The 25,202-nt window shown below is 68.8% G+C and carries 22 protein-coding genes; 12 read left to right on the top strand and 10 right to left on the bottom strand.

Going from position 1 to position 25,202, the window contains the following annotated elements; all coding sequences use genetic code 11:
* Positions 1–66: 66 nt before the first annotated feature.
* From ACZ6TV_RS11145 to ACZ6TV_RS11135, 3 genes are all read left to right on the top strand, one after another.
* A complete protein-coding gene (locus tag ACZ6TV_RS11145; RefSeq protein ID WP_465296997.1) occupies positions 67–312 on the top strand; it encodes a hypothetical protein in 246 nt (81 codons plus the stop codon).
* Positions 313–510: 198 nt separating this feature from the next.
* Positions 511–942 carry a hypothetical protein gene (locus tag ACZ6TV_RS11140; protein WP_465296996.1) on the top strand — a complete coding sequence of 144 codons (432 nt, stop codon included), beginning with the start codon at positions 511–513 and terminating at the stop codon, positions 940–942.
* An 865-nt stretch (positions 943–1,807) separates the two neighbouring features.
* Complete coding sequence (locus tag ACZ6TV_RS11135) at positions 1,808–2,452, top strand: CBS domain-containing protein (protein WP_465296995.1); 645 nt, start codon at positions 1,808–1,810, stop codon at positions 2,450–2,452.
* Here ACZ6TV_RS11135 and ACZ6TV_RS11130 read toward each other — a convergent pair.
* Positions 2,428–3,963, bottom strand: coding sequence for a protein kinase domain-containing protein (locus ACZ6TV_RS11130; protein WP_465296994.1), 1,536 nt, complete (start codon positions 3,961–3,963; stop codon positions 2,428–2,430). The genes ACZ6TV_RS11135 and ACZ6TV_RS11130 overlap by 25 nt on opposite strands.
* Positions 3,964–4,078: 115 nt before the next feature.
* Positions 4,079–7,549: an AAA family ATPase gene (locus ACZ6TV_RS11125; RefSeq protein WP_465296993.1), complete on the bottom strand. Its 3,471-nt coding sequence runs from the start codon at positions 7,547–7,549 to the stop codon at positions 4,079–4,081.
* On the opposite strand from ACZ6TV_RS11125, the gene ACZ6TV_RS11120 reads away from it, so the two are divergent.
* Both ACZ6TV_RS11120 and ACZ6TV_RS11115 read left to right on the top strand, forming a co-directional pair.
* Positions 7,440–9,380, top strand: coding sequence for an McrB family protein (locus ACZ6TV_RS11120; protein ID WP_465296992.1), 1,941 nt, complete (start codon positions 7,440–7,442; stop codon positions 9,378–9,380). The genes ACZ6TV_RS11125 and ACZ6TV_RS11120 overlap by 110 nt on opposite strands.
* Positions 9,377–10,840, top strand: coding sequence for a 5-methylcytosine restriction system specificity protein McrC (locus tag ACZ6TV_RS11115; protein WP_465296991.1), 1,464 nt, complete (start codon positions 9,377–9,379; stop codon positions 10,838–10,840). Before ACZ6TV_RS11120 ends, ACZ6TV_RS11115 begins: the two co-directional genes overlap by 4 nt.
* A 179-nt stretch (positions 10,841–11,019) precedes the next feature.
* Here ACZ6TV_RS11115 and ACZ6TV_RS11110 read toward each other — a convergent pair whose 3' ends face one another.
* Genes ACZ6TV_RS11110 through ACZ6TV_RS11100 form a run of 3 tightly spaced genes read right to left on the bottom strand, consistent with a single transcriptional unit; the run spans position 11,020 to position 12,802 of the window.
* Positions 11,020–11,364, bottom strand: coding sequence for a hypothetical protein (locus ACZ6TV_RS11110; RefSeq protein ID WP_465296990.1), 345 nt, complete (start codon positions 11,362–11,364; stop codon positions 11,020–11,022).
* Entirely contained in the window at positions 11,361–11,810 is a 450-nt protein-coding gene (locus tag ACZ6TV_RS11105) for a hypothetical protein (RefSeq protein ID WP_465296989.1), read from the bottom strand. Before ACZ6TV_RS11105 ends, ACZ6TV_RS11110 begins: the two co-directional genes overlap by 4 nt.
* Positions 11,801–12,802: a hypothetical protein gene (locus tag ACZ6TV_RS11100; RefSeq protein ID WP_465296988.1), complete on the bottom strand. Its 1,002-nt coding sequence runs from the start codon at positions 12,800–12,802 to the stop codon at positions 11,801–11,803. Before ACZ6TV_RS11100 ends, ACZ6TV_RS11105 begins: the two co-directional genes overlap by 10 nt.
* 226 nt (positions 12,803–13,028) lie before the next feature.
* On the opposite strand from ACZ6TV_RS11100, the gene ACZ6TV_RS11095 reads away from it, so the two are divergent.
* The gene (locus ACZ6TV_RS11095; protein WP_465296987.1) at positions 13,029–15,080 is read left to right on the top strand and encodes a hypothetical protein; all 2,052 of its coding nucleotides are present in this window, start codon (positions 13,029–13,031) and stop codon (positions 15,078–15,080) included.
* Positions 15,081–15,086: 6 nt separating this feature from the next.
* On the opposite strand, the gene ACZ6TV_RS11090 is transcribed toward ACZ6TV_RS11095, so the two are convergent.
* Both ACZ6TV_RS11090 and ACZ6TV_RS11085 read right to left on the bottom strand, forming a co-directional pair.
* Positions 15,087–15,851 carry a hypothetical protein gene (locus tag ACZ6TV_RS11090; protein ID WP_465296986.1) on the bottom strand — a complete coding sequence of 255 codons (765 nt, stop codon included), beginning with the start codon at positions 15,849–15,851 and terminating at the stop codon, positions 15,087–15,089.
* A complete protein-coding gene (locus ACZ6TV_RS11085; protein ID WP_465296985.1) occupies positions 15,848–16,372 on the bottom strand; it encodes a SigE family RNA polymerase sigma factor in 525 nt (174 codons plus the stop codon). Before ACZ6TV_RS11085 ends, ACZ6TV_RS11090 begins: the two co-directional genes overlap by 4 nt.
* Positions 16,373–16,665: 293 nt before the next feature.
* On the opposite strand from ACZ6TV_RS11085, the gene ACZ6TV_RS11080 reads away from it, so the two are divergent.
* Positions 16,666–17,175 (top strand): SigE family RNA polymerase sigma factor, encoded by a 510-nt coding sequence (locus tag ACZ6TV_RS11080; protein WP_465296984.1) that lies wholly within the window; start codon positions 16,666–16,668, stop codon positions 17,173–17,175.
* Positions 17,175–18,548: a hypothetical protein gene (locus tag ACZ6TV_RS11075; RefSeq protein ID WP_465296983.1), complete on the top strand. Its 1,374-nt coding sequence runs from the start codon at positions 17,175–17,177 to the stop codon at positions 18,546–18,548. The genes ACZ6TV_RS11080 and ACZ6TV_RS11075 overlap by 1 nt, the downstream gene beginning before the upstream one ends.
* A 4-nt stretch (positions 18,549–18,552) precedes the next feature.
* Here the strand turns inward: ACZ6TV_RS11075 and ACZ6TV_RS11070 are convergent, their stop codons facing one another.
* Positions 18,553–19,542, bottom strand: coding sequence for a beta family protein (locus ACZ6TV_RS11070; RefSeq protein WP_465296982.1), 990 nt, complete (start codon positions 19,540–19,542; stop codon positions 18,553–18,555).
* A gap of 285 nt (positions 19,543–19,827) precedes the next feature.
* On the opposite strand from ACZ6TV_RS11070, the gene ACZ6TV_RS11065 reads away from it, so the two are divergent.
* The 4 genes from ACZ6TV_RS11065 to ACZ6TV_RS11050 all read left to right on the top strand — a co-directional run bounded on the left by ACZ6TV_RS11065 (position 19,828) and on the right by ACZ6TV_RS11050 (position 23,791).
* On the top strand, positions 19,828–20,175 hold the full coding sequence (locus tag ACZ6TV_RS11065) for a hypothetical protein (protein WP_465296981.1): 348 nt from the start codon (positions 19,828–19,830) through the stop codon (positions 20,173–20,175).
* An 18-nt stretch (positions 20,176–20,193) separates the two neighbouring features.
* On the top strand, positions 20,194–21,264 hold the full coding sequence (locus tag ACZ6TV_RS11060; protein ID WP_465296980.1) for a hypothetical protein: 1,071 nt from the start codon (positions 20,194–20,196) through the stop codon (positions 21,262–21,264).
* A 68-nt stretch (positions 21,265–21,332) separates the two neighbouring features.
* Positions 21,333–22,088 (top strand): ABC transporter ATP-binding protein, encoded by a 756-nt coding sequence (locus tag ACZ6TV_RS11055; RefSeq protein WP_465296979.1) that lies wholly within the window; start codon positions 21,333–21,335, stop codon positions 22,086–22,088.
* Positions 22,073–23,791, top strand: a complete 1,719-nt coding sequence (locus ACZ6TV_RS11050; protein WP_465296978.1) for a hypothetical protein — start codon at positions 22,073–22,075, stop codon at positions 23,789–23,791. Before ACZ6TV_RS11055 ends, ACZ6TV_RS11050 begins: the two co-directional genes overlap by 16 nt.
* A gap of 92 nt (positions 23,792–23,883) precedes the next feature.
* Here the strand turns inward: ACZ6TV_RS11050 and ACZ6TV_RS11045 are convergent, their stop codons facing one another.
* Positions 23,884–24,579 carry a Crp/Fnr family transcriptional regulator gene (locus ACZ6TV_RS11045; protein ID WP_465296977.1) on the bottom strand — a complete coding sequence of 232 codons (696 nt, stop codon included), beginning with the start codon at positions 24,577–24,579 and terminating at the stop codon, positions 23,884–23,886.
* Positions 24,580–24,608: 29 nt separating this feature from the next.
* On the bottom strand, positions 24,609–25,130 hold the full coding sequence (locus ACZ6TV_RS11040) for a Pycsar system effector family protein (protein WP_465296976.1): 522 nt from the start codon (positions 25,128–25,130) through the stop codon (positions 24,609–24,611).
* Positions 25,131–25,202: the final 72 nt, after the last annotated feature.

Here is a 25,202-nt window from a genome sequence, read left to right as displayed (position 1 = left end):
ACGCCGCCACCAAGCCCGAGCCCGCCGCTCCCACTACGCACGACGACTCAGCGCCGAGCTTCAGCCATGATCCCGAACGGCGGCTGCCGTACTAGGCTGGCCATTGGTAATGGTGTCGCGCGGACGAGCAGCTCGCCGGGTGGATTTGCTCGTCGCCAGGCCGGCTGGGCGCTCTCGCCGACCTCGGATTTGCTCAACGGCACACGCCGGTCGGCGGCCGAGGTCGAGGCGCTCGCCGTCGGGGTGGCCGAGTTCGACGAGGGTGGGGACGGGGACGGGGCTTGGGTCGATGGCCGCCACGAATTCCAGTGACCAGCCCGTCGACTCGGCCGCCGTCGCCGAGGCGGCCCGGATGCTGCGGGCCGTCCTCGACGAGCTGCCGCCGAGTACGCCAGCGGAACGGGCGATCGCCCGGCGGATCGCGGGCGCGACCGTCGCACTGCAGACACTTGCGGGTGCTTCTTGCGGCGACCGCGGCAGCCAGAGTGGAGCCGCATCTATGGTGTCGCCGTGGAGTCCGCCGATCGGATCGCACTGGTTTCCCTTGCCGTGTCTGCGCTCGCGGTCGTATCCAGCATCGTGCTGCCATTGCGGCTGGCCCGGCAGCAGCGTGACGAGCAGGCCGCCGACGCTCTGCTGATCGAGGCCCGGCGAAGGGCGGCCTTCCGCATCACCTGCGATAAACCGCCCGGCGGCGGCATGCGCGAGGCGGTTGCGACCAACGTCGGGGACGTCGACGCCCTTGACGCCGAGTTCAGGGTCATCGCTTCGTCAGGCGGTCGGGTCGGTCAACTCCGCAGGGCCATGCCACCCGAGGCAGTCCCTGTAGGCGGGCTGATCCAGGCTTTGGTCAGCGTCGCGAACGACCCGACCGGCAAGGCGCTTTTTGTCGTGTGGCATGACGGCGCCGGCGAACGACAACAGCGGGTGCCGAACACATAGAACTCCGGTCGCCCGTCCGGGCGGACGATGACACAAGAGTGGTCGGAACTAGTCGGCGGTGTCGCCTGCGTCCCAAGCTCCGATTTGCGGTTCGGGCACGCATGGTCCTTCGGTGACCAGGGAGGGTCCAGATCCACCACTTGCGGATCGTCAGCGGCGCCGCAGACTGGCACTCCCGTGCCGCTGACGATGCTCACGCCGCTCACGGTCTCCGACCGTTGAGCGTTCTTACAACATAAAGAATCGTCACCGGTGCAGTGAGGTCGAAGACCTCGTCATCGGCCGCGACGGACATGAAGTCGGTCAGTCGGTTTCGCGGGGCGCGGCGGCGAAGGTGAAGCCGTTTGCGACCACCCAATCGCCGGCCGCTCGCGCGCTCCGCGACCTAGGCCGTCGCGCCCGGCAGCCAAGCCCCCGGAAGGTGGCAGCGTCCTATCCGGGTGATCCGGTAGGGCGTCAATGGCAGCGGCCCTGGCCACCGGCTGGTGCCCCCATTTACCCCCCGAAAACCCCTTCCAAGCGCTGACAATCAGTGACAGGTGACGATCAGTGATTGACGGCGTTTGCGCAGTTCAACGCCACATGTTGACGACTAATGCCAAGCTCAAGATCGATACGGTCGGTAACGGAAGGTTGCGGGTTCAAGTCCCGCCGTCGGCTCTCAGCGCCTTTTGCGGCCCGCCGGCACGTGCCTTTCAACTTCTGTTTGTCGATTCCTCGTGCCCTGCTGCGACCTCCGCCGCGGCCGCCGATCAGGGGCCGGATGCTGATGAGGTGGTGCCGTCCGTGGGGTCGGCGACGTAGCGTTGGCTGGGCACCGCTGTTGTCGCCTTTCTTGCGTTCAAGTACGCCAGAGGAGGACACCATGCCCTTGGACAAGATGATGGAGTCCGCCAAGCGTGGCCTGGCGACGGGCCGGGCCCGGATAGATGAGACGCGGGCCCAGCGGCAGCGTGACAAGCTGCTGTACGAGCTCGGTAAGGCCAGCTACGCCGAACACGCCGGCCATGCGACACATGAGGCCGTGGCACGTCGGTTCCGCGCGCTGGATGACCATGAGCAGACGCTTCGTGCGAAGCAGGAGCGGCAGGCGAGAGACATCATGCACCGGGGAGCCGAGTGCGTCGGCGAGCGCGAGACCGTCGCGGCCGCCGCGCGGAAGATGCGCGACCTTGGCGTCGGCTCGCTGCCGATCTGCGGCAAGGACGACCGGCTGCACGGCATCATCACCGACCGCGACATCGTCGTACGGTGCATCGCTGAGGCCCAGGATCCTGGTCGGGTCAGCGTGCGTGACCTGGCCGGTGGTGAGCTGGTCTGGGTCGACGCCGACGCCGGCATCGACGAGGTTCTGCATCAGATGGAGGACCGCCAGGTCAAGCGGCTGCCGGTCATCGAGAACCACCGCCTCGTCGGCATGATCAGCGAGTCGGACCTGGCTCGAAACCTTGACGAACGCCGGCTGGCCGAGTTCGTCGGGAAGGTCTACGCGACGTCCGCTTCTCCCTGAGGCCGCGCTTCCGAGCCGTAGGCCGACGGGCTGAGCGACCCAGTCGTCGACGGGGCCGGCAGGTTCGCCGCGAACTGGTCGGCCGGGGTGAGGACCGCGGCGTACCCGGTGTCGGTGAGCGTGCCGTCCTGGTGCAGCTGGACGAGCCGGTCGCGGAGACTGGCCAGCTCCACCGCGGCGCGGTCGTCGTTGCCGCGCGCGAGTTCGCGGGCGAGGCTGTCGAACCGGCGGTTCAGCTCGCGAGCGACGCCGCGGTCCAGGCCGCCGTCGTCGGCCTGAGCCTGTACAGCGGCGCGGGCCGCGGCCAGTGTCGCCTTGATCGAGTCGTTCGCCGGGTCGCTCGGGGTTTCGGTCGGCGTCGGGCTCGGGGTTTCGGTCGGCGGGTCACTCGGCGCCGGACCCGAGGTGTCCGGGGACGGCAGGGAGTGGGTCGTCTCCGCGGGGGTGGGCGCCGCAGCCGGGTGGCCGGACCGGTCCGGGAGGATACCGAGCGCAAGCACGGCGACGGCCGCCGCGCCGAGCGCCGTCATCGCGATCCCGGCCGAACGGCCCCTTCGCCGGGCGGCAGGCGAGGGCGGCTGGTCGAGCGCGGGCATGCTCAGCGTTGCCGGCCGCACCGGGGCGCGGCCGCGGATCGGCGCCTCGCCCGCTCCTTCATGACGCGCGAATGCGGCGGTGTGCGCGAGGGCAGCTGTTGCGCCCCCGCCGGCCAGCGCCGCGCGGACCTGCGCCGCACTTGCCGGCCGGTCCCCCGCACGCTTGGCCAGCAATGCGCCGACCAGCCCGGCGAGCCGCGGCGGCAGGCCGGGCCGCAGCACTGTCACCGGTACCGCTGCCTGATGCACCTGCTGCCAGGCGATCTGCACCGGCGAGCCTTCGGTGAAGGGCGGACGGCCGGTGAGCATCGAGTACAGCACGCAGCCCAGCGCATACAGGTCGGTCCGGGCGTCGACAGGCTCGCCGAGGACCTGCTCCGGCGCCATGTACGAACTGGTGCCGATCACGGTGGCGGGTGCGGTCAGCGCTGCCTGTGCCCGGTCGGTGATACGGGCGATGCCGAAGTCGCAGACCTTCACCATGCCCTCGTCGCTGATGAGGATGTTGGCCGGCTTCACGTCCCGGTGTACCACTCCGGCGTCGTGCGCGGCCGTCAAGGCGTCGCACACCTGCTCGGCGATGCGCACCGCACGCCGCGGCTCCAGCGGACCCGTGGCCAGCTCGTCAGCGAGGCTGCGCCCCTGGACCAGCTCCATCACGATGAACGGCGTACCGGCGTCCATCCCGACGTCGTACACGGCGACGATGCTCGGGTGCGACAGCCGCGCGGCGGTGTGCGCCTCGCGCTCGAACCGCTCCGGCAGCGACGGATCCGCGCCGCCCCCGTCGTGCAGCATCTTCACGGCCACGGGCCGGTTCAGCCGCCCGTCGAAGGCCAGCCACACGTCGGCCATGCCACCGCGACCGATGATCGATCGCAGCTCGTACCGGCCGTTCAACAGACGCCCCACCATGGTGCCTAACCTTGACACAATCGTCCTAATCGCCGCATAGGGGCGTCACGACACGTCACGGTGGCCGACAGCCCGGCGTCGTCCGGCCTTGACCGGACAGCCTGGTGGCGGCCGTTCAGGCGTCCTCCAAGTCCTCCGGAAGCAGAGTGGTCAGCGCTTCCCTGTCCATGTTGGCGGTGCCGCGCAGGCGCATCGCTTGGCGGCCGGTCATCGACTCCAGTAGCTGTCGGGCGGCGCGGGCGTTGCCGAAGGAGTCGTCGGGTTCGCTGGTGTCCGTCGAGCGGGCGTCGAGTGCTGCCCGTACTGCTGCCAGGGTCTGCGGTGGGCACTGATAGTGCTGCTCGGACGCCATCTGGTGGAAGATGGCGACCAGCTCGTCGACGGTGTACCGGGTGAATTCGATCCGCCGGCCGAACCTGCTGCGCAGTCCCGGGTTGGTGATCAGGAAGCGGTCCATCTCGGCCGGGTAGCCGGCGACCACCACGACGACCTCGTCCCGGTGATCCTCCATCAGCTTCACGAGCGTGTCGACCGCTTCCCGGCCGAAGTCGTGGCCCGGGCCGTGATGTGCGGAGAGCGTGTAGGCCTCGTCGATGAAGAGGACGCCGCCGCGGGCCTCCTCAAACCGTGAGGTCGTCTTGAGAGCGGTCTGGCCGACGAATCCGGCGACCAGGTCGGCGCGGCTGACCTCCACCATGCCGCCGTCGGCGAGGACACCGAGGGCGGCGAGCAGCCGGCCGTACAGGCGGGCGATCGAGGTCTTGCCGGTGCCCGGCGGTCCCACGAAGATCAGGTGCCGGCTCAGCGGCTGCGCCGGCAATCCGAGTGCGGCCCGGTGCTGGGCCATCTCGACCTGCGCGACCAGGGTCGCCACTTCCCGCTTGACCGCGCCGAGACCGACCATCGCGTCGAGTTCGGCGAGGAGCCGCTGCGTCTCTTCCTGGTCGGCGACCCCCACGCCAGCGGCGATGCCCGAGGCCGCCCGGGCCGCCGTCACGTCCTCGGGCAGCAGCGTCGTCAACGCCGCCACGTCATAGGAGTCGTTGCGGGCCGAGCGGCGGGCCAGGTTCTCCCGCATCGCCTGGAACAGCATCCGGGCCGCCCGGCCGTTGCCGAAGTTGGCGGCCCGGCTGAGCTGGATCATCGTCGCGGTCAACGCGGCGCGGGTCTCGCCGGGCACGACGTAGTCCTCGTCCACCGCGAACTTCTCGACGATCTCGACGAGTTCCTCGACCGTGTAGTGCGGGAAGTTGATCGTCGTGGTGAACCTGCTCCGCAGGCCAGGATTGACGTCCAGGAGCTTGCGCATCTCGTTCGGGTAACCGGCCATGATCACGATGACCTCGTCCCGGCGGTCCTCCATCAGCTTGATGAGCGTGTCGATCGCCAGCCGGCCGAAGTCGTTGCTGTCCTCGTTGCCGGATGCGGGCGCGAGCGCGTAGGCCTCGTCGACGAAGAGGACCCCACCCCGAGCCCGCTCGAACGCGGCGAGCGTGCGCTTCTCCGTCTCACCGATATGCGCGCCGACCAGCTTCGCCCGATCCACTTCCTCGACGTGGTCGCGCGTGATGAGGCCGAGGGCGGAGGCGATCGCCGCGTAGCGCCGCGCCACCTCGGTCTTGCCGGTGCCCGGCGGGCCCGTGAAGATCAGATGCCGCTCCAACGACACCGGAGTCAGCCCACGCTCGGCCCGGCGCCGCTGGTAGTCGGCGAAGTCGACCAGCTTGCGCACCTCCTCCTTGACCCGGCCCAGCCCGATCATCGCGTCGAGCGCGGCGAGTGCCGTGTCGAGCTGGGGGCCCAGCTCCGCGGGTGCGGCCCGGTCCGAGTTCCGTTCTGCCGATGTACTGCTGACGCCGCGCGTGGGTTGGCCGCTAGCTGTCCGCCGCCGTTCATCGGTGACCGGGCCATCGCCGGCGGGCGCTGACGCGCGCGCCCCCTCGGGCAACGGACCGACATGACGCGCGAACGTGACCGGCTCGCCACCCCTGAGCCAGACGTCGTCCTCGGCGTTGCCGGTGGCGGTGCAGTCCGTCACCTCCATCGCGCCGCACGCGTCGAACTGGATGCCGTCGCGGCGGTTACCGGTGGTGGCGCAACGGATCAGCTCGCCGCTCGTGCCACCCCCGACGTAGATGCCCACGACGCAGTCGGCGACGCTGACCCCGGTCAGCGTGGTCTGCGTATTGCTCAGGGCGATGCCCGTCTGCCCGCCGGAGTTGATCCGCACGTCGCTGGCGACCAGACGCGCACCCTGGGCGACGATGCCGGACGCCTCGGCACGCTCGATGCTCACGCCGGACACGGTCGCGGCGCCCTGGGAAACGACAAGCCCGACGCCGACATCACGCAAGGCCAGCGTCTCCAGCCACACCTCGGCCGTCGGCCCCTGGATGCCGACCGCCGGCACGCTCTTGTCCGCGACGTCGCGCACCGTCCAGTGGGCGTACCTGCCCTTGGCGTTGGTCACACCCAACGCCTGCGAGGCGACCGACTCCATGGTCACGTGCTGCATCACAGGCGCCGCGCCGCCGCTCACCTGCACGCCCAAGCCGTTGATGCGCCGCAGCTGGACGTGCTCGAAACGTGGCGACGCACCCGCTTCGACCGCGATCGCGCTGGCCCCGTCGACCTGCTCGACGGTGCACTCCTCGAACGTACCGGCGGCGCCGCGGACCACGATCGCCTGCGCGGCGAGCTCGGTCAGCCGCGCCCGCCGCACGACCGGCCGGGCGCCGTTCGCGACCATGATGGCCGGCATCTTGCTTCCGGTGACGGTCACATCGACGCACTCGCCCGACGCACCGTTGTGCCAGTACAGGCCGTTGCCGGACGGTTCGGTGACGGTACAGGCGGACACCGCGACCGCCGCGTTGTCGGCCACGATCCCGCTCACCCCGACCGGACCGATCGTGCACCGCTCGACGACGCCCTTCCCGTCGCGCACATGAACGCCGTCCGCCGCGATCGAACGCAGCGAGCACCCACGTACGGTGGCCGCGCCCCCGCGGACGAAAACAGCCGAAGCGACCCCCTCCAGCTGGCAGTCCTCGACGAGAATCTCGCCGGCGTCAACCAGCACCGTGGCGAAGTCCCGGTCATCACCGGCGATCGACAGTCCACTCAGGACCGACGAACCACCGCGGACGTGGACGGCGGCTCCCCGCGCCGAACGCCACCGCACAGAACCGGCACCGTCACGGGCCATGATCCGAACCGCCCGGGTCAGCACCACCGACTCCTGGTAGTCGCCCGGCAGGACAAGCACCGTCGCACCTGGCGGCGCTGCCACGGTCGCCGCCGCGATCGACGGATACTCACCCGGCCAGCCCCGCGCGACTCGCAGCACCACACTCAATTTGTGCCCCTCCCGTGCGCCGCACTGTACCGGGAAGCGGCCACCTGCGGCTGACACCGGAAGTTCGGGCACGGGCACTTTGGTCTCCCATGCAACGCTGATCGCTAGGCTGCCTGCCATGGCGCTGTCCCAGATTGAGCAGCCCGCCATTGAGGCGGCACTTGCCGAGTTCGACAAGCTCGGCAGGCAGGACTTTCTCAACAAGTACGGGTTCGGCTTCGCGACCAAGTATCTGTTGCGAAAGGACGGCCGCTTCTACGACCCGAAGGCGATCGTCGGCGCGGCCCACCAGCACGCCGCCGGCGGCAATCCGCTCAAGCCGAACGAGTTCGACGCGACAGAGGCGATCGCCCGCCTCGAACGGCTCGGCTACGAGGTCGTGCCGTTCTCCGGTCTGTGGTGGGTCAATCAAGGCGACACGTACAGGGCAGAACGCGACGGCGGCTACCTCTGGGCACCGCAGCAAACGAAGGCCGGACGCTCGGTCGCCCACCACAAGGACGTGAACAACCTTGCGGTCGGTCAGCGCATCATCCACTACGCCGCGAACCACATTCGCGCGATCGGCACCGTCGCCGAGGCGCCGTATACCGCACCGCGCCCCGCCGAATTCAACACCGATGCTTGGGGTGACATCGGCTACCTCTGCCCGGTCGACTACTCAGAGCTGTCGAATCCGATCCCGCGCGACGACATCCCGTATCGTTTCCCCGACGTCGGCCCGTTCACCAAGGACGGCAACGTCAAGCAGGTCTACCTCGTCCCGATCAACCATCCACACGTGTGCACGATGTTGGCGTTCCTCAACGGTCGAATCCCCGACCTCTTCGGCGGCGCCGTGACGCACGAGCACGCCAGCGCCGCACCGATCGTTGAGCGGACAGGCCCGTCAGACCCGATTCTCGAGGCGTTGTTGGCCTTCAAGAATGTGGTGTTGGAGGGTGTACCAGGCACCGGCAAGACCTACGCCATCGAACGCTTGGCCGCGATGTGGCAGGCACGCACAGGACGCGAGCTGCTGCCGTTCGACGGTCGCAACTACCGGGCGATGGTGTTGCATCCGAGCAGCTCATACGAAGACTTCATCGAGGGTCTCCGGCCCGGCGCGCCGAAGCCTGGCGCGACGTCGGGTCTGTTCGACGAGCCGGCGGCAGCGGATAGCGGATTCAGCGTCAAAGATGGCTTCTTCTTGACGGTCTGCGCAGCGGCGGCAGCGGCGCCCGACCGTGATGTCCTCGTGCTGTTCGACGAACTCAACCGATGCAACGTCCCGAGCGTCTTCGGTGACCTCCTGCTGACGTTGGAGGCTTCGCGACGCGCTACATACAAGCGCAGCGGAGGGCCGGCAAGCGCCAAGGACTGGCAGGTGGCCACACCCGCCCAGTTGACGTACTCGGGCCGCACATTCTTCGTTCCGGACAACGTCTACGTCATCGCCACAACGAACACGACGGACCGTTCGGTGGCACCACTGGATGCGGCATTGCGCCGACGGTTCGCCTTCCACCGCCTCGAGCCGGTCATGCCGGACGGCAGCGTCTTGCCGGAGACTGTGTCGGGTCCGCCGCGGGAACTGTTCACACAGTCGGCGAAGATTCTGCGAGATTTGAACGACCACGCACTGCGCCCGTGCCTCGGTCCGGACGCCATGCTTGGACAGTCGTACCTGTACGCCGTTGCGACTGCGCTCGCGGAAGCGTCCACGCTCGAATCGGCCATGCGTTCGTTGCAACTGCAATGGCGGTACACCATCCTGCCGCAGCTCATCGACATCGTGCGCGGCTTGGGCGCCGACGATCTCCTCGCCACCGACACGCGCGCCAGCTGGTTTGCGCAACATGGCGCGCTGGAGCAGGTGCGCAAGACGGCCATTCCCGCGCTGAGCCAGCTGGACGACTTCCTACAGCAATCACTGGAATTGCAGGTGGTTGTCGACGGCACGGGTCTCGCACGTGGAGCGCGGATCACCACGTACCGGGTCAGCGCCGACACCAGCGGGCCGTTCGCCACTGAAGTTTCCATCGACCTCTTCGATGAGGACGAGGACGCCGTCGCATGAGCGTCACGCTCACGGCATCGCCCCGCGGCGCCCGAATCGGGTTTACTGCGGCCGGGAGCGTCGACCACCAGATTGTGCTCAGCGTGGCGCCGAAAACGTGGCGTCCACCGAACACTGCAACTGTGGTGCATGTCCCCGAATGGCCAGATCGGCGCCATCACGAACTAACCCTGTACGAGCTCGACAGGCTTCACGTAACGGCCAACCACCCGGCCATGGACGCCCTCCTCACCAGCTGTCTGGAAGCGTCCCGGCGGACCCAACACGGCGCGGTGCGCTGGGACAGCAGCCTACTGGCGCCGGATGTTCGTCCACGGAATCTCCATGCGGCTCGAAGCCTGGACGGCGACAACCGGCATGTGACCACTGACCTGCTGCAACTCTTTGACCGGCTGAACTTTCTGGCGCCGCGTCCAGAGTCTCTGCACGGAGCGTCGGGCAAGTCTCTATTGCATAGGCCGCTGCTGTGTCGTCGGTTTCTCGATGAGGTACTGGCTCGCACGCATGCAATTCGCCGCGGATACCGCACGGTCGTCGCACCCCGTACGGCTGTCCGTGGCCGCATCGACGCTTCCAGCGCGGTGCGGTACGCCGCAACAGGCGACCCGCGGCTGATTTGCCGCTATGACGAACTCACCGAGTCCACCGAGCTGCTCGGCATTATCTGTGCAGCCTTGGAACGGATCGCCGACGGACTCGGTATGCGGTCCCCGTTCGCCGGCAGGTTCGCCGAACAGCAACTTCGCCACGATGCGGTCACCCTGCGGCGCGCGCTGTCCGGGGTGGCGACGGTACCGCCGGCGACAGCACTACGAATCGGACCGCGGCTCCACTTGAACCGGCTAGATCAGCCGTGGGCGGACGCACTCCGCCTCGCCCTGGCGCTGCTTGCCGAAATCGAGTTCGTCGCCGCGGAAGCCGACCCGCGTTTCGCGGATGCGATCGAACTGTCGTTTCCCACCGACAAGATCTGGGAGAGAATCGTCTACGACGTGCTGTGCCGCAGCCACTTCACCAAGGTGCTGGCGCAAGCCGCACTGCCCGCCAACCTGGTCGCCGACCCCTGGGTCGACAATCCGCTCAAGCCCAGCGAGAGCCGACCAGACAACGTGGCCTGGCACGGCCCAACAGTCTGGATCGCCGACGCGAAGTACAAGACTCTCGCAGCCAGCAAACCCCCCGACCGCGACGACCAATACCAGATGTTCGCCTACACCCACCTCCTCGACGACGCCGAAGGCAACGTCGAACGAGCCCTGCTGATTTACCCAGGCGAGGGCGCTACCCGAACCTGGCGCCGAGGCCGCGACACAGCGCCTACTGCCGTTCGGCTGTCCACGGTACGAATCCCATTCCCGCAGCCGGAGGACGCCCGAACGGCGACCGCCTGGGATGCCTACCTCGATCAAGCCGCCAACCGATTCCGCGAGGTCACCACGCCGCTGAGCACGCCCCTCTAACGAGCGTTCGTTGCCGGGCCGAGTCGGCCCGGTAGACCGTACTGGGCGAGCAGCGCCACCAGCTCTTGGCCGGTGATGAGCGCCAGGGGCTTGTCACGGGCAAACTCATACGATTCTTCTCACAGTGGGCCCGGCGAAACAGATAGCGGCCGAGCTGCAGCTTAAAGAGGCTCGTGTGGTCAGCTGGGTCGAGCAACCAGAGCGACGATGAGCGTTGCGAGCCGGGCGGTCGGCACTTCGACGTCGAAGCGGCGTCGGCTGCGCCGGGCCAGTTCGTGCAGGTGCGCTGCGGCATCGCGGCGGGAACCTCGCAATGGGGCTTCGTGAAGTCGCCAGTCACCGATCTCGTCGGGTTGATGGCGGTCGCGGATTTCAAGAAGTCGGTAAATGTCCTCGACGTCCCGGGCTTCCAGGCGGGAGCCGTACGCGAGCGCCTTGATGACGAGTGCGAGCTCCACCGTGGGCACGCGCACGGTGAATTCCAGCCGGGTGCCGTCGAGCATCCGCGCCCCGGCGTCGATCACGATGGGGTCGGCGGCCAGAGCGGGAGCGAGTCCGGGGGCCGAATCGAAGCGCGACCTCCGTGCTCCTGGGGTCGGAAGCGTCCATCCAGTGAAGGTATGAGCAGGTCGACGGCAAGCTCCGGAATGGGACCGCCTGCGACGGCGAGTTCCGGAACCGGTCGCATGTAACTGTTGCCGCTCGTAGCGGCATACCCGTGTTCGATGAGGCGCTGATGGATGACGCCTGAGCCGGCGAGTTCGGTCGTGATCGCGGCGTCGGCGTCGCGGGTGCGGCGTATGGCGACGCCAGGAACGGGGAAGGCGGTCAGGAGCAGCGAAGCCATCTGTCCACCGATGATGCGCACGTTCTGGTCGGCGGTGATCGCGCTGATCTCCGCGAGCGACCGGACGGACAGTTCGTCGGCGTACGAGGTGGCGACGAGCTCGACATGGCGCTTCAAGACCACAGCCGCTCCCGGAGTGCTCGGGCTCGAAGTTGCTCGACGGCCGCGTCAGCATCGCCGCCGGGTGACCTGCGTAGGTCCCAGGCCGCGATCAATGGGTCGGTGTACCGGCGCCGGGTCGCTCCACCTGGCATTGACGGCCATTCGCGGGACATGGCCAGGATGGTCGGGTCGCGGGGAGTCCACAACTCGACCGTCGCATCCGCGGACCGTACGGTCGCGAAGCCGTGCTCCTCCAGGGGAGGTTGATCGACGACATAGGCGATGACGCGGTCCGGACGTCGCCATGGTGCGTACAGATCAGCGGCGAGATCACCGGACACGACTGGTGAGGCGTCGCCTCGGTTCCGTGCGACCTGTTCGATCCGTGTGAGCTGCGCGGTGACGTCTCCGGTCGCTGACCAGTACGTGGTCAGGCCGCGTGACCCCGGGTACTCAAGCATGAACCGGTCCCAGCATCCTGCCCGGTCGGTCACCAGCCATCCGCCCGAGGTGCGTGCCACCAGCTCGTCCGGCATCGGAAGTTGCTTGCCGATCGCAACGTGCGACATCCCGAGCCGGCGTGCGATCTCCGACTGCGACAACGGCTCCGCAGCGCTCAGCGCGAACAGCCGGAGCATCGCCAGCCGGGCCCAACTGGCGCGCCCCGAATGCACAGGAGCGGTCGGTCGTTGCTCACCGGACCGGTGTACCTCACCCCGGAAGTGGACGACCGCGTCGTCAACCGCGGCATACGCGACGCGGTGATCCCGCTCAGCGGCGCGCCTCAAGGCACGCCCCGCTCGCGCGACCACGAAGAGCAGCCCGTCCACGTGCGGCCGGAGCGCCGCTACGGCACGGTCGATCTCACCCGGGCTCGGCGAGTGGTGCAACAGCATCACCTGGTGACGTGACCACCGGCCGTCACCGGCGCCGATCTCGACCTCGGTGCTGCTCGTGACCCGCCGATCCAACCCGGCATCCAGCAGCAGCTCGACGCCGTCGCTACTGTCCACCCTCCCAATGTAACCTACCTAGAAAATTTCTAGGTAGGTTACAACGCGCCGGAACTGACGTTACCGACTACGTAAGGCGGCTAACTGGATGGTGTCGTTTGACCACATGGCGTGCTGGCTGCCTGCTTTGACGGAAGCATGGGCGGCTCGTCTTGCAGTTGTATGAGGCATGCGTTTATCCCGCTCGCGTCGCGTGCTGGCAGGTGCCTTGGCGGGTGCCGTTGTCATGGCGACGTTGTCGTTTTCCGAGACCGCTGCGCAGGCCGATCCAGGGGATCGGCCGATCGCCTTCACAAGCAGCAACACCGGCTATCCGGCCGACGGGTGCCACACGGACTTCGGGCCGGCGCATCTGGTCATGGACAACATCAGTGCCGGGGCGGAAATGTCCGGCACGGCGAACATGGCGGGGAAGGGGTCCAACGACTTCCATTTCCGGCTGATGTTCGTCGACAACTCGTACAGCCTCGTCGAGGAGCTCGCGTACGTCGGGTATCACCGCGTGCAGGGCATTTACATGCCGGCCGATTTCACGTACGTGGCGCCGGTGGCCGGCAAGCTTGTCGGGTGCCGGTCGGCGGAGGTCAACGAGGCTGGGCTGTCCGATCCCGCCGGGAAGGTCACCGGGACGGTCAAAGGCGACGGCGGGCCCAGCGCAACGCCGGCCATCACCGTTACCGGCACATCAGTGGCGTTGAAGGCGGTCGACATCGCGCCGAATACGGGGCTCATCAGCTGGGACGTGTACGCGGAGGGTGCCGCCGAGCCGGTCGCCGAACGGGACGGGGTCGAGGCGACCGTCGATGGGCTGGCGCCCGGCAGATACGAGGTGAAGCTGAGCTTCTGCACGTTGTCGCCGCCGCTGCACTGCGGTTTCGCGACCGGGACGTTCACCATCACGGCGCCGGTGGATTTCGAGGTGGTCGAGATTCCCGGGAGGGCGCTGTCGCGGCGGTTGGTGGTGTCCGGGCCGGCGGCCGACACCTCGTACACGTGGAGCGTCAACGGCACGCCGCTCGGGGAAAGCGGACCGAGTGTGGTGTGGAATGCGGCGCAGCCGGGGACCTATGAGATTGCGATGACCGCGACCAAGAACGGGACCGGGCGGACCGTGCGGCGGCAGGTCACCGTGGGGTACCGCATCGACGTGGTTGACACTCTTGCGAATGGTCTCATGAAGGGCCTGGTCGCCGATCCGAAGGCGCCGTGCGACGGGGACCGGACCGTTCTGACGGTGACGTCCGACATCGGGATCTGGGCGACGCTGCGGACCGCGTCGTCCGCGGCATTGACGAATCCGCCGGCACCGGGTGGCACCGCGGAGCTTGGACTGCTGCCGCCGAACGGTGTCGCGACGTGGACCGGCGGGTGTTTCAACAAGGCCGGGCAGAGCTTCTGGGTCGACGCCGACATCGCCGACAAACGGGCGCTCGCGGCGACGGCACTGGCCGGGTTCCTGAGCTCCGTCTCGGGCGGCAAAATCGACGTGAACGCGATGGCTCGGGCGCTGACGTACTGGGAGAGCGTCTCGGAATGGCCGCTGCCGAACACTCGCGCCGCGATCGACGAGATGGTTCGGATCGCCCAGGGGAAGGGCAAGATCGCCGTCGCGGGTGGGTACTTGTATGCGGCGCTGACGCTGGAGCCCGAGGCGACCAGGCTGCGCGAGTTCCTGTTCTCGATCGTCGGGGCGGTGCCGTTCATCGGTGACTTCGCGCAACTCGCGGAAGAGGCGACGAAGGCGTGGCTCGGGCTCGGCGCCGACCCGTACAAACTCGGCGACCGCGCGACTGAGGAACAGCTGAAACGGCGCCAGGCGAACCTCCAGGAACGCGTGCCGGATCAGGAGCAGAACGTCCTCGACGCGACCACCAAGAAGGCCGAGAAGGACCTGCGGCTCAAGGAGATCGACGACGAGATCGCCGGCGTCGGGAAGGACATGGACGCGGTAAAGGCCGAACGTGCCGCGCTCGTCTGCCCGCCGAAGGTGCAGCAGTGCCTGCTCAAGCAGCGCAAGCTGGACGGCGAGATCCAGCGGTTGACGTCGAAGCTGAAGAACCTGGTGGAGAAGGCCCGCCCGCCCGCGCTCGAACGGGCCATCAAGGCTGCCGCGAAACTGCTCGAAGAGGAGAAGTCCCTGGCCGCGATGACCAAGGCCATCAAGGTCCTCGGCACGGTCGTGCAGCTGCTCAATCAGATCGCCATGAACGCGGAGCTCGCCATCCGGATCATGCAGGGCCAGCGCAAGGGCACCATGGAGTTCCGCACCGGAATCTGAGCGCGGTCACGGGGACGGTGAGGAAGGCTTGCAGGTCTTGCTGGAGTGGACGGTGTCGTACGAGTAGACCGAGATGGTGAAGGACAGCGTCGGGGCGATCGAGTCCAGAAATGCCAAAGCGGCGGAGTTCGGGCCGGGGCTGTCCTGGACCTCGCGCGGAATTGCCAGCGGCAACGGGTGGCCGGTGGCGACAAGGGCTTCGATTTTGCCGCAGGCGCTGTCCTGCACCTTCTGCGGCTCAGGCCGCGGCACGGTCGGTTCGGCGTACGTCAGGAAGAACGGGTCCGAGTAACGCATGACGTATGCGTCTTCCTCGAAGTCCCAGCCATAGGTGACGTGCAGGAACGGGAGGCGGGCGGACGGGCAGACGTCGAAGAGGTCCGGCACCGATGGCACCACATGGGTTTGTGCGTCGTCGAACGACGGGATCACCTCGCCGTGACCGTCCGACAGGAACGGGAGTCCGCGGGCGCTGATTTTGCAGATCGGGCTGTCCGGTGGGAGGACGCCGCTCGGGCGTTGGTTGGACGACGCGGACGGGATCGGGGCCGTCGCCGGCGTGGCGGGTGTCGGATTCGGCTCGCCCTGGCCCCAGGCCGGCAGGGCGGCCAGCGCGATCAAGGCCGCTGCGGTGAGGACTGCGGCGGCGGTACGGCGGCGGCGGGCCCTCGAAAGCCGGCGCGGTATCTCCTCGACCGGGGGCGGGGCGGCGGCGCCCGACCGATCGTGGAACGCGTCGAAGTGGGCCCGTAGAGGGTCGCGTTCCGTCATCGCTCACCCACTCGTCGTCCGCTCGTGGTCCGCTCTGCGTTCGCTACTTCGTCCAGGCTCAACAGTTGGCTCAGGGTCGTGCGCGCGCGGTGCAGCCTCGCCTTGATCGTGCCCTCGGGGACGTCGACGAAATCAGCGATCTCACGCACGGAGAACTCGGCGAGGTAGTGCAGGACCGCCGCCTGCCGGTTGACCGGCGTGAGCTGCCCGAGCGCACGCAGGAGGTCCAGCGAGAGGCCGTCAGGACCCCGTACATCATCGGCGATCAGGTCACGACGGAAGTGCAGCATGCGTCTGGCCCGCCGCCACCGGCTGATCGCCAGGTTCCAGGCTACCCGTCGCACCCAACCCACGGGGTCCTCGAACGTGGAGACCGTGGACCACCGTGCGAAGGCGCGCGTGAACGCCTCCTGCACCAGGTCCTGCGCTTCGGCCCGGTCGCCGACGAACGCGTACAGCTGCGTGAGGAGGCGCGGGTACGTCGCGGAGTAGAACTCGGCGAAGTCCGGCGCGACGGCCATCAGTGCACCACTCCGGGTCGTGTGAACTGGTGCAGCCTAGTTGATCGAGGCGTTTTGTGGAGGTACGAAAATTTCCGGCCGCACGATGCAACCTCCCGCCCCCACCGGCGTGTTTGTCATGCGCGCCGCGATCGATGCGTTCAACGGGGGCCCATCGCATGCGGCGCGACCTGCCAGGTGGTGGCTGGGTGCGGCGCAAACGGGGGGCCGCACCCAGCCATCTGCGTTGGGTTCCAACCTGGCCTGCCGCTGGAGGCATGTACTCCAATGAGGCAGGTCCGGGGAGGAGCCGAGTGGACGACGAAGAGGGTTTCCGGGAGTTCGTGCGGGCGCGGCTGCCTCGCCTTTCCCGAGCCGCCTATCTCCTCGCGGGCGGGCACGCGCAGGCCGAGGACCTGCTCCAGTCGGCGCTGATCAAGGCGGCCGACCATTGGGCGCGGGTTTCCAAGGCCGGCGATCCCGAGGCGTACGTGCGGAAAATCCTCTATCACGAGCACATCCGCTCCTGGCGAAGGCGCAGATTCCTCGAACATCCGACCGCCACCGTGCCGGACAAGGCCGCCACCGGTGATGAAACCGGCAGGGCGGAATTGCGGCTGGTGCTGGAGCAGGCGCTGGCCAAACTGACCCGCCGGCAGCGGGCGGTGGTGGTGCTCAGGTACTTCGAGGACCTGTCGGAATCGGAGACGGCGCAGGTCATGGGGACGTCGGTCGGGACCGTGAAGAGCCAGACCAGTCATGCGCTCGGGCGGTTGCGGGCGCTCGCGCCGGAATTGGAAGACGCGATGGAGGTGTTGTCGTGATGCGGATCGAGGATGTGCTCGACGACATCGCCGGGCAGGCCAAGTTGTACGACGTCACCGAAACCGCCATCAAGACGGCGCGCCGGCGTCACCGGGTGCGGAAAACCGGGACGGCAATTCTGGCGATGGTGGTGGTTCTGGTGGTGGCCGCGGCGGTGCTGCCGCTGCTGTTCACGGGCGGACCCGGGCGACCGGAAGGCGGCCCCGGAAGGCTCGACGGCATGCCGTCCGATCTGGTCCAGCCGCTGCTGGACACGCCGACGCGTGGTTCGCTCGCGAACGACGCCAAATACGTCACCGCATTGCTGGACCGGATCGTCGACGACCCCGAGGCGTACGGACTGCCCGGCGACCGCACGAGACTGCGTGTGCTGTTCGCCGGCGACGTCCCCGGGGATCGAAGGGTCGCCATTGTCGCCGGGGAAACCGGTGCGCCGCGCAGGATCATGCTCACCGGTCCGGCAAAGGCATCGGCGAAGAACCTGGAACTCAGCGGCTGGTCCGACGTGGACGAACCGGTCGTCCACGAAGAATGGCGCACCGACGGCAACCGGGGCTATGTGCTGCTGTTCGGGCCCGAAGGATACGACGTGTCGGTGTCGAGCGCGCCGCGGTACATGCCGGACGGCACCACCCAGCGCACCTGGGATCCGGAGCCCGCCGGCTATGTCCTGCGCGACACGGCGACCCTGCCCCGCGGGCTGCGGGTCCGAATGAGCAAGGCCGGCACCGTGTTCTACGAGGGCGCCGTCGCCTCACCAGGCTCCGCGCAGGCGGCGAAGATCGACCCGAGCCCCGTGTCCGGACGGGGCAAACCCGCACCCCGCGCGGCGCAGGCGGCGGCGGACGCACTCGCCTTCAGCACCGGACTCGTCGGCCCCGGCATCCAGTACGTGGTCCTGTGGAGCGACGACTTCGTGGTCAACGACCCGAACGGCGGCGGCTCAGGCATCGGCCAGATCGCGACGGTGATGGCGATGACGGAGACCGGCGGTGGCCCGTACATCACCGTCGCGACCGACACGAACCCGGAACCCAACGCCCGCACCCACCCGACGGGTGCCGGCATCTCCGGCGACCCGTCGCAGTCGGTGATCGCCATGCGCATGCCGCACTTCGACCCGACCGCACCCGACACGCTGCAGATCATCGCCCCACCGGCCGCTGTCCGCGCCGACCTGCTGCAAGGCCAGGACGTCGTCGGGACAACCCCCCTGGTGAACGGCGTCGGCAAACTCGACCTGCCCGGCCCGGTGCAGCTGCGCGTACGAGCCCTCGACGCACAGGGCAACATCGTGGCGGAGCGTGCGTTCGCCGACCTGGACGGCCGCCCGACCACCGGCGGCTACGAACCAGAGATCCGCGGCTGGTGACCCTTCACCCGGATGCGGAGAGTTGTTCGATGACGTGCGCCAAGTGGTGGGAGGTGCCCCAGGCGCGCCAGCTCGTCGCGTTGCCCGGTCCGCCATAGCCCTCAGCGCGGCGCGCGATCTCGGCGTCGCCCCACGAGAACGCCCTGCCGGGCCAGTGTTCTGCAGTTGTCACCGCCCGGCAGAGGTCGTACATCGCGGTACTGGCGCCGCCGGGCCAGCGGTAGACCCACCATTCGTCGTTGTGCGTGTAGCGAAGGTTCGGGCTCGGGCTCCAGCCACCTGTTGTCATCCGGGGATGGGTGATGCCGTAGTCGCCGTATTGGGCGCCGAACTCTCGCACCCGTTGCCACAGCGCCAGATCCCATCGCTGGACCGAGCTTGCCGTGTGCTTGGTGAGAGCGGACATGCTGGCCGGCATCGCACCGGCGGCGACGGTGACCGACCGCCATGGTCTCCGCTGGGCCCAGGCCAGGCACTTGCGCACGATCGGCTCCGTGCGGGTCAGGTCCCGCTCGTCCCGCACCTCGAACATGTCCAGCAACAGGTCGCATTGTTCCGGTGCGAGGCCGGCCTGGTCCTGGATGCGCCGCAGGTGCTCTTCCGCCGCTTTGTCGTCGGGGTCGGCGAGTTCGTCGCCGACCCTGACGACCGCCCGGTCGCTGTTCCGGCTCGCGACCCGACCGGCGATCGCCAACTGTTCGTTGCTGTCGCCCAGGTGCAGGACGGGTAGCAAGGGAATGCCCAGCGCCTCGAGGTCTCCGGCGATGTACTCGAGGGGAGTGCGAACGCCAGGTGGTGGACTTGCGAGGTGACGGGTGTCCAGCGCGATCACAAGACCACTCGGCACGGCATCGGAGACCTTGATGCTGAAGTCCAGCAGGTTCTTGCCCGGTGCGACCTCCAGCACGGGCAGCAGGTGCGGGACGGCCGCGTCGGTGAGCTCCGATATCGCCCGGAGCTCACCTTGGCGCGCTTTGAGGATCGGCATGTACATCGGCGACCACCAGCACCATCTATAGATACCCGCTGATGTAAATATTGAGCGTTGGGTAGTCGACCGGCAACTTTCGGTTTGCTTCGATGGAGGGGAGCGATTCACGTCAACCGGCCTGGCCCTATGGGCGTCAATGTCATCGTGAAAAACCTCATGAGGGCGGCGGTCGCGGTCGGGGCCATGCTCGTCGCCGGATGCGCTGACCCGATCGAGCAGTCCGGGGCGAAGCGGTGGGACCCATCCCCGACGCAGGCGCCCGGTGCCCGATGGACGGACAGGATCACCGTGGACGATGAGGGTGGGATCGCGGCGCCCGGGTTCAACGCGCACATCGACACCACCGCGCCGGGGTGGGCGGAGGTGGCCGACAGCACGCTGGTGGAGCTGCTCGACTTCACTCAGCAGCTCGACGGCCCCATCAACGTCTTCCTGCGCCGCGAGCACGGCGACAACGAGCCCGTGCTCACGGCGACCCGCTTCAAACTCGGCGACGACTCCATCAAGGCGATGCGCTACCGGATCGTCCTGCGCCGCGCCGGCGACGGCCGGTTCCGCTTCGTCGAGGGCAAGCTCACCATCCGCTGCCAACCCGGCCGCGGCCACCAGACCTTCGAGACCGGCAACTGCTCCTGACCGTGCTAGCTTGCGCCGATGACGGCCATCTGGGGCGTAGATGGATCCGGGCGCTGGCAGCCACTGCCGGCCAGCGCCTATCCGGTGGAGCAGGCGTTGCACGATTTGGTGGCTGACGGGCCGCAGATGTTGCCGTTGTCCGGGAGTCCACAGTTGACGGTGCTCGGCAGGGAGGTGCAGCTCGGGTCGGGACGTGCCGACATCGTGGCGGTTGAATCCTCCGGGCGACTCGTCATCGTCGAGGTCAAGCTCGCCGGGAACTCCGAGGCGCGCCGGGCCGTGGTTGCCCAGGTGCTCGCATACGCGGCCTACCTTCAAGGACTCGACGCCGCGTACTTGCAGTCGGCGATCCTCGCCGGGCATCTGGGGCGGCTCGGCGTCACCAGCATTCTCGGAGCCGTCCTGCGCAACGACCAGACGCAGGCGGTCGACGAGGCGGCATTCGACGCGGGTCTCGCGGCGAGTCTCGCCGATGGCTCGTTCCGCATCGTCATCGTGCTGGACAGCGTTCCCGACGAACTGGCGCAGCTGGTCGGCTACCTGGAGTCGCTCACCAGCAAGGTGATCATCGACCTGGTTTCGGTGACCGCGTATCAGGTAGGCGGATCCCAGGTGCTGGTGCCGCAGCGGATCGACCCGGCTCGGCGAGTGGCCGAGCTGTCGGACGCCGAGGCGGCGGCGCGCCAGGCGAACGCGTTGCGGGCTGGCGCCGAGGAGTTCCGGATGGCCGCAGAGTCCGCCCCGGGCGAGCATCGAGACCTCGCATTGCGGCTGACCGAGTGGGCGCAGGACCTCGACAGGCGCGGGCTGGTGACGCTGGCGACGTATCGCGGCAAGAACGAGATCACCACGCTGCTCCCCAGGCTTCGCAGCGACCAGGCCGGACTCGCCACCGTCTACCTCGAACCTCGTGGCGTTTACCTGCAGTTGTGGCCGACGGTCTTCAAGCGGCGGGCGCCCATCGCTGAGCCGGCCGTCGAGCGTGCGCTCGGTGGTCCGGTCAGGCACGGTCAGCGGGTCACGGTTGTCTCCGACGAGCTCCTCGCCGCGCTGACGGCCGCTTATCGCGAAGCCGTCGAAGGGGTGTAGGTAACCCCACCCCGGTCAGGTAGACAGGGGCAATCTGCCCGGCTCGATTTGTTCGTACCGTCTACGGCATGCGGACAGCGTTGGAGATTCGAGGGTTGAGCAAGCGGTTCGGGGAGAAGGTCGCCGTTGACGGCATCGACCTGAGTGTGCCGCGGGGGTCGTTCTACGGGCTGGTCGGGCAGAACGGGGCGGGCAAGACCACGACGCTGTCGATGGCGGTCGGGTTGCTGCGGCCGGACAGTGGGTCCGCGAGCATCTTCGGCGAAGACGTGTGGGCCGCGCCCGAGAAGGCGAAGGCGCTCGTCGGGGTGCTGCCCGACGGGCTCGCGATGCCGGAACGGCTCACGGGGCGGGAGGTGCTCACGTACCTCGGCCTCCTGCGCGGCATGAGCAAGGATGTCGTGGCGCGGCGGGCCGACGAGCTCCTTGCCGTGCTCGAGCTCGACGCCGCGGAGAAGGCGCTCGTCATCGAGTACTCCACCGGCATGCGCAAGAAGATCGGGCTGGCCACGGCGTTGTTGCACGCGCCGAGGTTGCTGGTGCTCGATGAGCCGTTCGAGGCCGTCGACCCCGTTTCCGCGGCGACGATCAAGACGATCCTTCGCGGGTTTGTCGCGGGCGGTGGGTCGATTGTCCTGTCCAGCCACGTGATGGCGCTGGTCGAGCAGCTGTGCGACCACGTCGCCGTGGTGAACGCGGGGACCGTCGTCGCCGCCGGGCCGCTGGACGAGGTGCGGGGCACGCGGACGCTGGAGGACACGTTCGTCGGGCTGGTCGGTCGCGAGTCGGTGCAGAGCAAGGAGCTGTCGTGGCTGTCGAGCTGACCATGGCGCAGATGAAGTTCGCCATCCTGCGGCACGCGTACCGCGGGCAGCGCGGGCAGACCGCCGGCACCGGCGCGGTGCTCGGGGTGGTGCTCGCGGCCGGGACGGCGTACCTGGCGTTTCTGGGTCCTGAGCTGCTCGCCGCCGGGTACGCGGTCTGGCTCCTCGGCTGGATGCTCGGCCCGGTCTTCATGGGCGGCGGCGACGAGACGGTGCGGCCGGAGTACTTCGCGCTGCTCGGGCTGCCCCGGCGGCGCCTGGCGACGGGCCTGCTGACCGCGGCGTTCGTCGGCGTCGCGCCCCTGGTCAGTTTCACCGCACTGCTGGGCCTGTTGATCGTTGCCGTGCGGCAGGGCGACGTGCTGCTGGCCGTACCGGCGACGCTGCTGCAACTGGCGGTCTTCGTGCTGCTGTCGAAGGTGTGCGTGGCGGTGGTCGGGCTGGCGTTGCGGACGCGGGCCGGGGCGGTCGGATCCGGCCTGGTCAACGGGGCGATCCTGGCGGCGCTCGGACAGATCTGGGTCTTCTTCGTGGCGTTCGGCCAGACCGGCATTCCATCGTTCGTGCTCTATCTGCCGTCGTCGTGGGGCGTGCAGGCCGCCCAGGGTCACTGGTGGGCCCTTGCGGCATTGGCGGCGTTGGTACTGGTGCTGCTCGCCCTCTGGGCGGCGCTGCTCGGCCGGCGGACGCGTGCGGTGTCGGGTCGGGGCCGCCGGCCGATGGCCGCCGGTACCGCGGCCGGTGCGATCGTCGCGAAGGAGCTGCGCACCTGGTCGCGCGACCTGGTCCGCAACCACCAGATGGCGTTCGCGTTGTCCTACGGCATCTGCTTCGCCGCCAGCCCGCTCCTCGTCGGCTGGAACGGCATGCTCCCGTACGCCGGCCCGATCTTCGTCGTCATGGCCGCCGCGATGTCGTCCAACCTGTACGGCTCCGACGGCACCGCCCTCTGGCTGACGTTGATGTCTCCGGGCGCCGTCGACGTCCGCGGCCGCCAGCTCGCGTGGCTGTCGGTGCAGGCCCCCGTCGCGGTGCTGGTGACCGTCGGGTTCACCTTCCTGGTCGGCGGGCCGTGGCCGCTGGTCCTCGCGTTGCTGGCCGCGCTCCTGGGCGGCGCGGCGGGCCTGGTCCCGCTCGTCGCGCTCTACGCCCTGGTCCCCGGCACCGACCCGCACCGCCGCGCCGGCAACCCCTTGCGCACCAGCGAGGACGACGGCGGTCTCACCGGTCTCGCGTATCTCATGCTCGCCCTGGTCGTGCTCACCGGCGTACCGGCCGCCCTGGCCGCGATCTGGTTCGGCTGGCTCGGCGTCGCGGTCGGCGTCGCGACGGGCACGCTGTGCTGGTGGGGCTTCGGCCGCCTCGCCGAGCGCCGCCTGCTCTCCCACGGCCCCGAACTGCTCGACACGATGCGCACCGGACGGAAGCCCTCGACCCGGAAGTCGTTCCAGCTCGACCACCTGACGAAGACCCAGAAGGCGGTCGCCGGCTGGTGCTTCGGCCTCGGCGCCATCCCCCTCGTCCCGCAGGGCATCCTCGCCACCGTCTTCGTCGCCAACGACACCCTGCGCCACAGCTGGTTCCTGGCCACGTACATGCCTTCGGGCCTGCGCTACCCGGTGGCGGCGGCGTTCATCGCCCTGGGCCTGGCGATGTACGGCACGGGCGTGTGGCTGGCCCGCCCGAAACCCGCCACCGCCTGATCCGGCACTGCCGACCCGCACCCTCGCCACCGAGGACCGCGTCGCGATCGCCGACCTCCCGGACGTCCATCACCAGACCCCGGCGGTAGCGGTCACAGCTCGGCGGCCCGCCGCAGGCCGTCCAGGTCGATGACCGTCACCGTGCGGTAGCCGGTGACGATCGAGCCGGCGCGGCGGAAGTCCCGTAGCGACTTCTGCACGGTGACCTCGGCCGCGCCGCACAGGCTCGCCAGCTCGGACTGGCTCAGCTCGAAGCCGATCTCCAGGCCGGTCGGGGTGCGGCGGCCGTAGGCGAGGGCGATCTTGACCAGGACCCGTGCGACGCGGACCTTGGCGGAGTACGCGGTGAAGTCGACCCGGAACTGGTTCGCCCACCGCAGCCGGTCGGCGACCATGCCGGCCAGGGCGAGCGCCGCGCTGGGCTGCTGCTCCAGGAACGCCTGCAGTCGCTGGCGGCGGATCACGCTGTACGCCAGCGGGGTGCACGCCGTCACCGTGGCGGAACGGGGCAGGTCGTTGAGGGCGGACATCTCGCCGATGAGGTCGCCGCCGACGCGGATCGCCAGCAGTGACTCGACACCTTCGGCCGTCAGGGCGGTGACCTTGGCGATGCCCGCCTGGAGCAGCAGGACGTGGTGCTCCTCGGCGCCCTGACTGATCAGCACGTCACCCGGCTCGGCGCGGCGGCGCGGGGCCATGGCGCGCAGGCTGTCGCGGGCCTGGGCGGTCAGCCGGTGCAGGTAGGTGCCGGGCGGCCAAGTGGCGGTGCCGACATCGACGACAGTCATCCCAGACGATACCATTCGCGACCGTCCGGCTACTGTCCGCCGATGGTGGCGGACAGGCACCACCAGCCGACTGACCCGATCGCGGTGCCGGCGACCCACGGCAGGCTGACCCGGATCGCCTGGTACTTCTGCACCGCGATCGCGGCGAGCACCTCTGCGGCCGCCCATGCGTCGTCGCGCTGCCGCTCGACCGGGGTGGGTGTGGCCGGCCGCCGGTGCGCCCCGAGGTCCGGCAGGGCGAACCGGTTGCCGGTCGATCCACCAGGGCCGTCGAGGCGGGGCAGGATGCACCTGCCCAGGTGCCAGCCCGCGACGGCGGTGCCGGCCACGATCGCCACCGCCAGAGCGGCCATGCAGACGGTCGCGGCGGTCCCGGCGTGTACCGCCGCCGCGGCGAGCCCGGGCTGGTTCGCGGACAGGGCCGCCACGCCGACCAGCCCGGTCAGCAGCACCGCAGCCTTCGTGTCGGCGTGCTGGATGGCGGCCTGCGCGGCGACGCCCATCGACACGGCGATGCGCAGATCTTCCAGTGGCTCCAAGGGTTCGCTCATGGGTCCATCGAAGCCCGCGCCGCCCCGGCGAAATGCCTCCGAAGACGGATACGCGGGTTCCTGTCATGCCGT

It is taken from the genome of Dactylosporangium sp. NPDC051087 (genome assembly GCF_055586325.1).
Note: the sequence above shows the minus strand (reverse complement) of the source record. Positions and strands in the feature narration are given on the sequence as shown.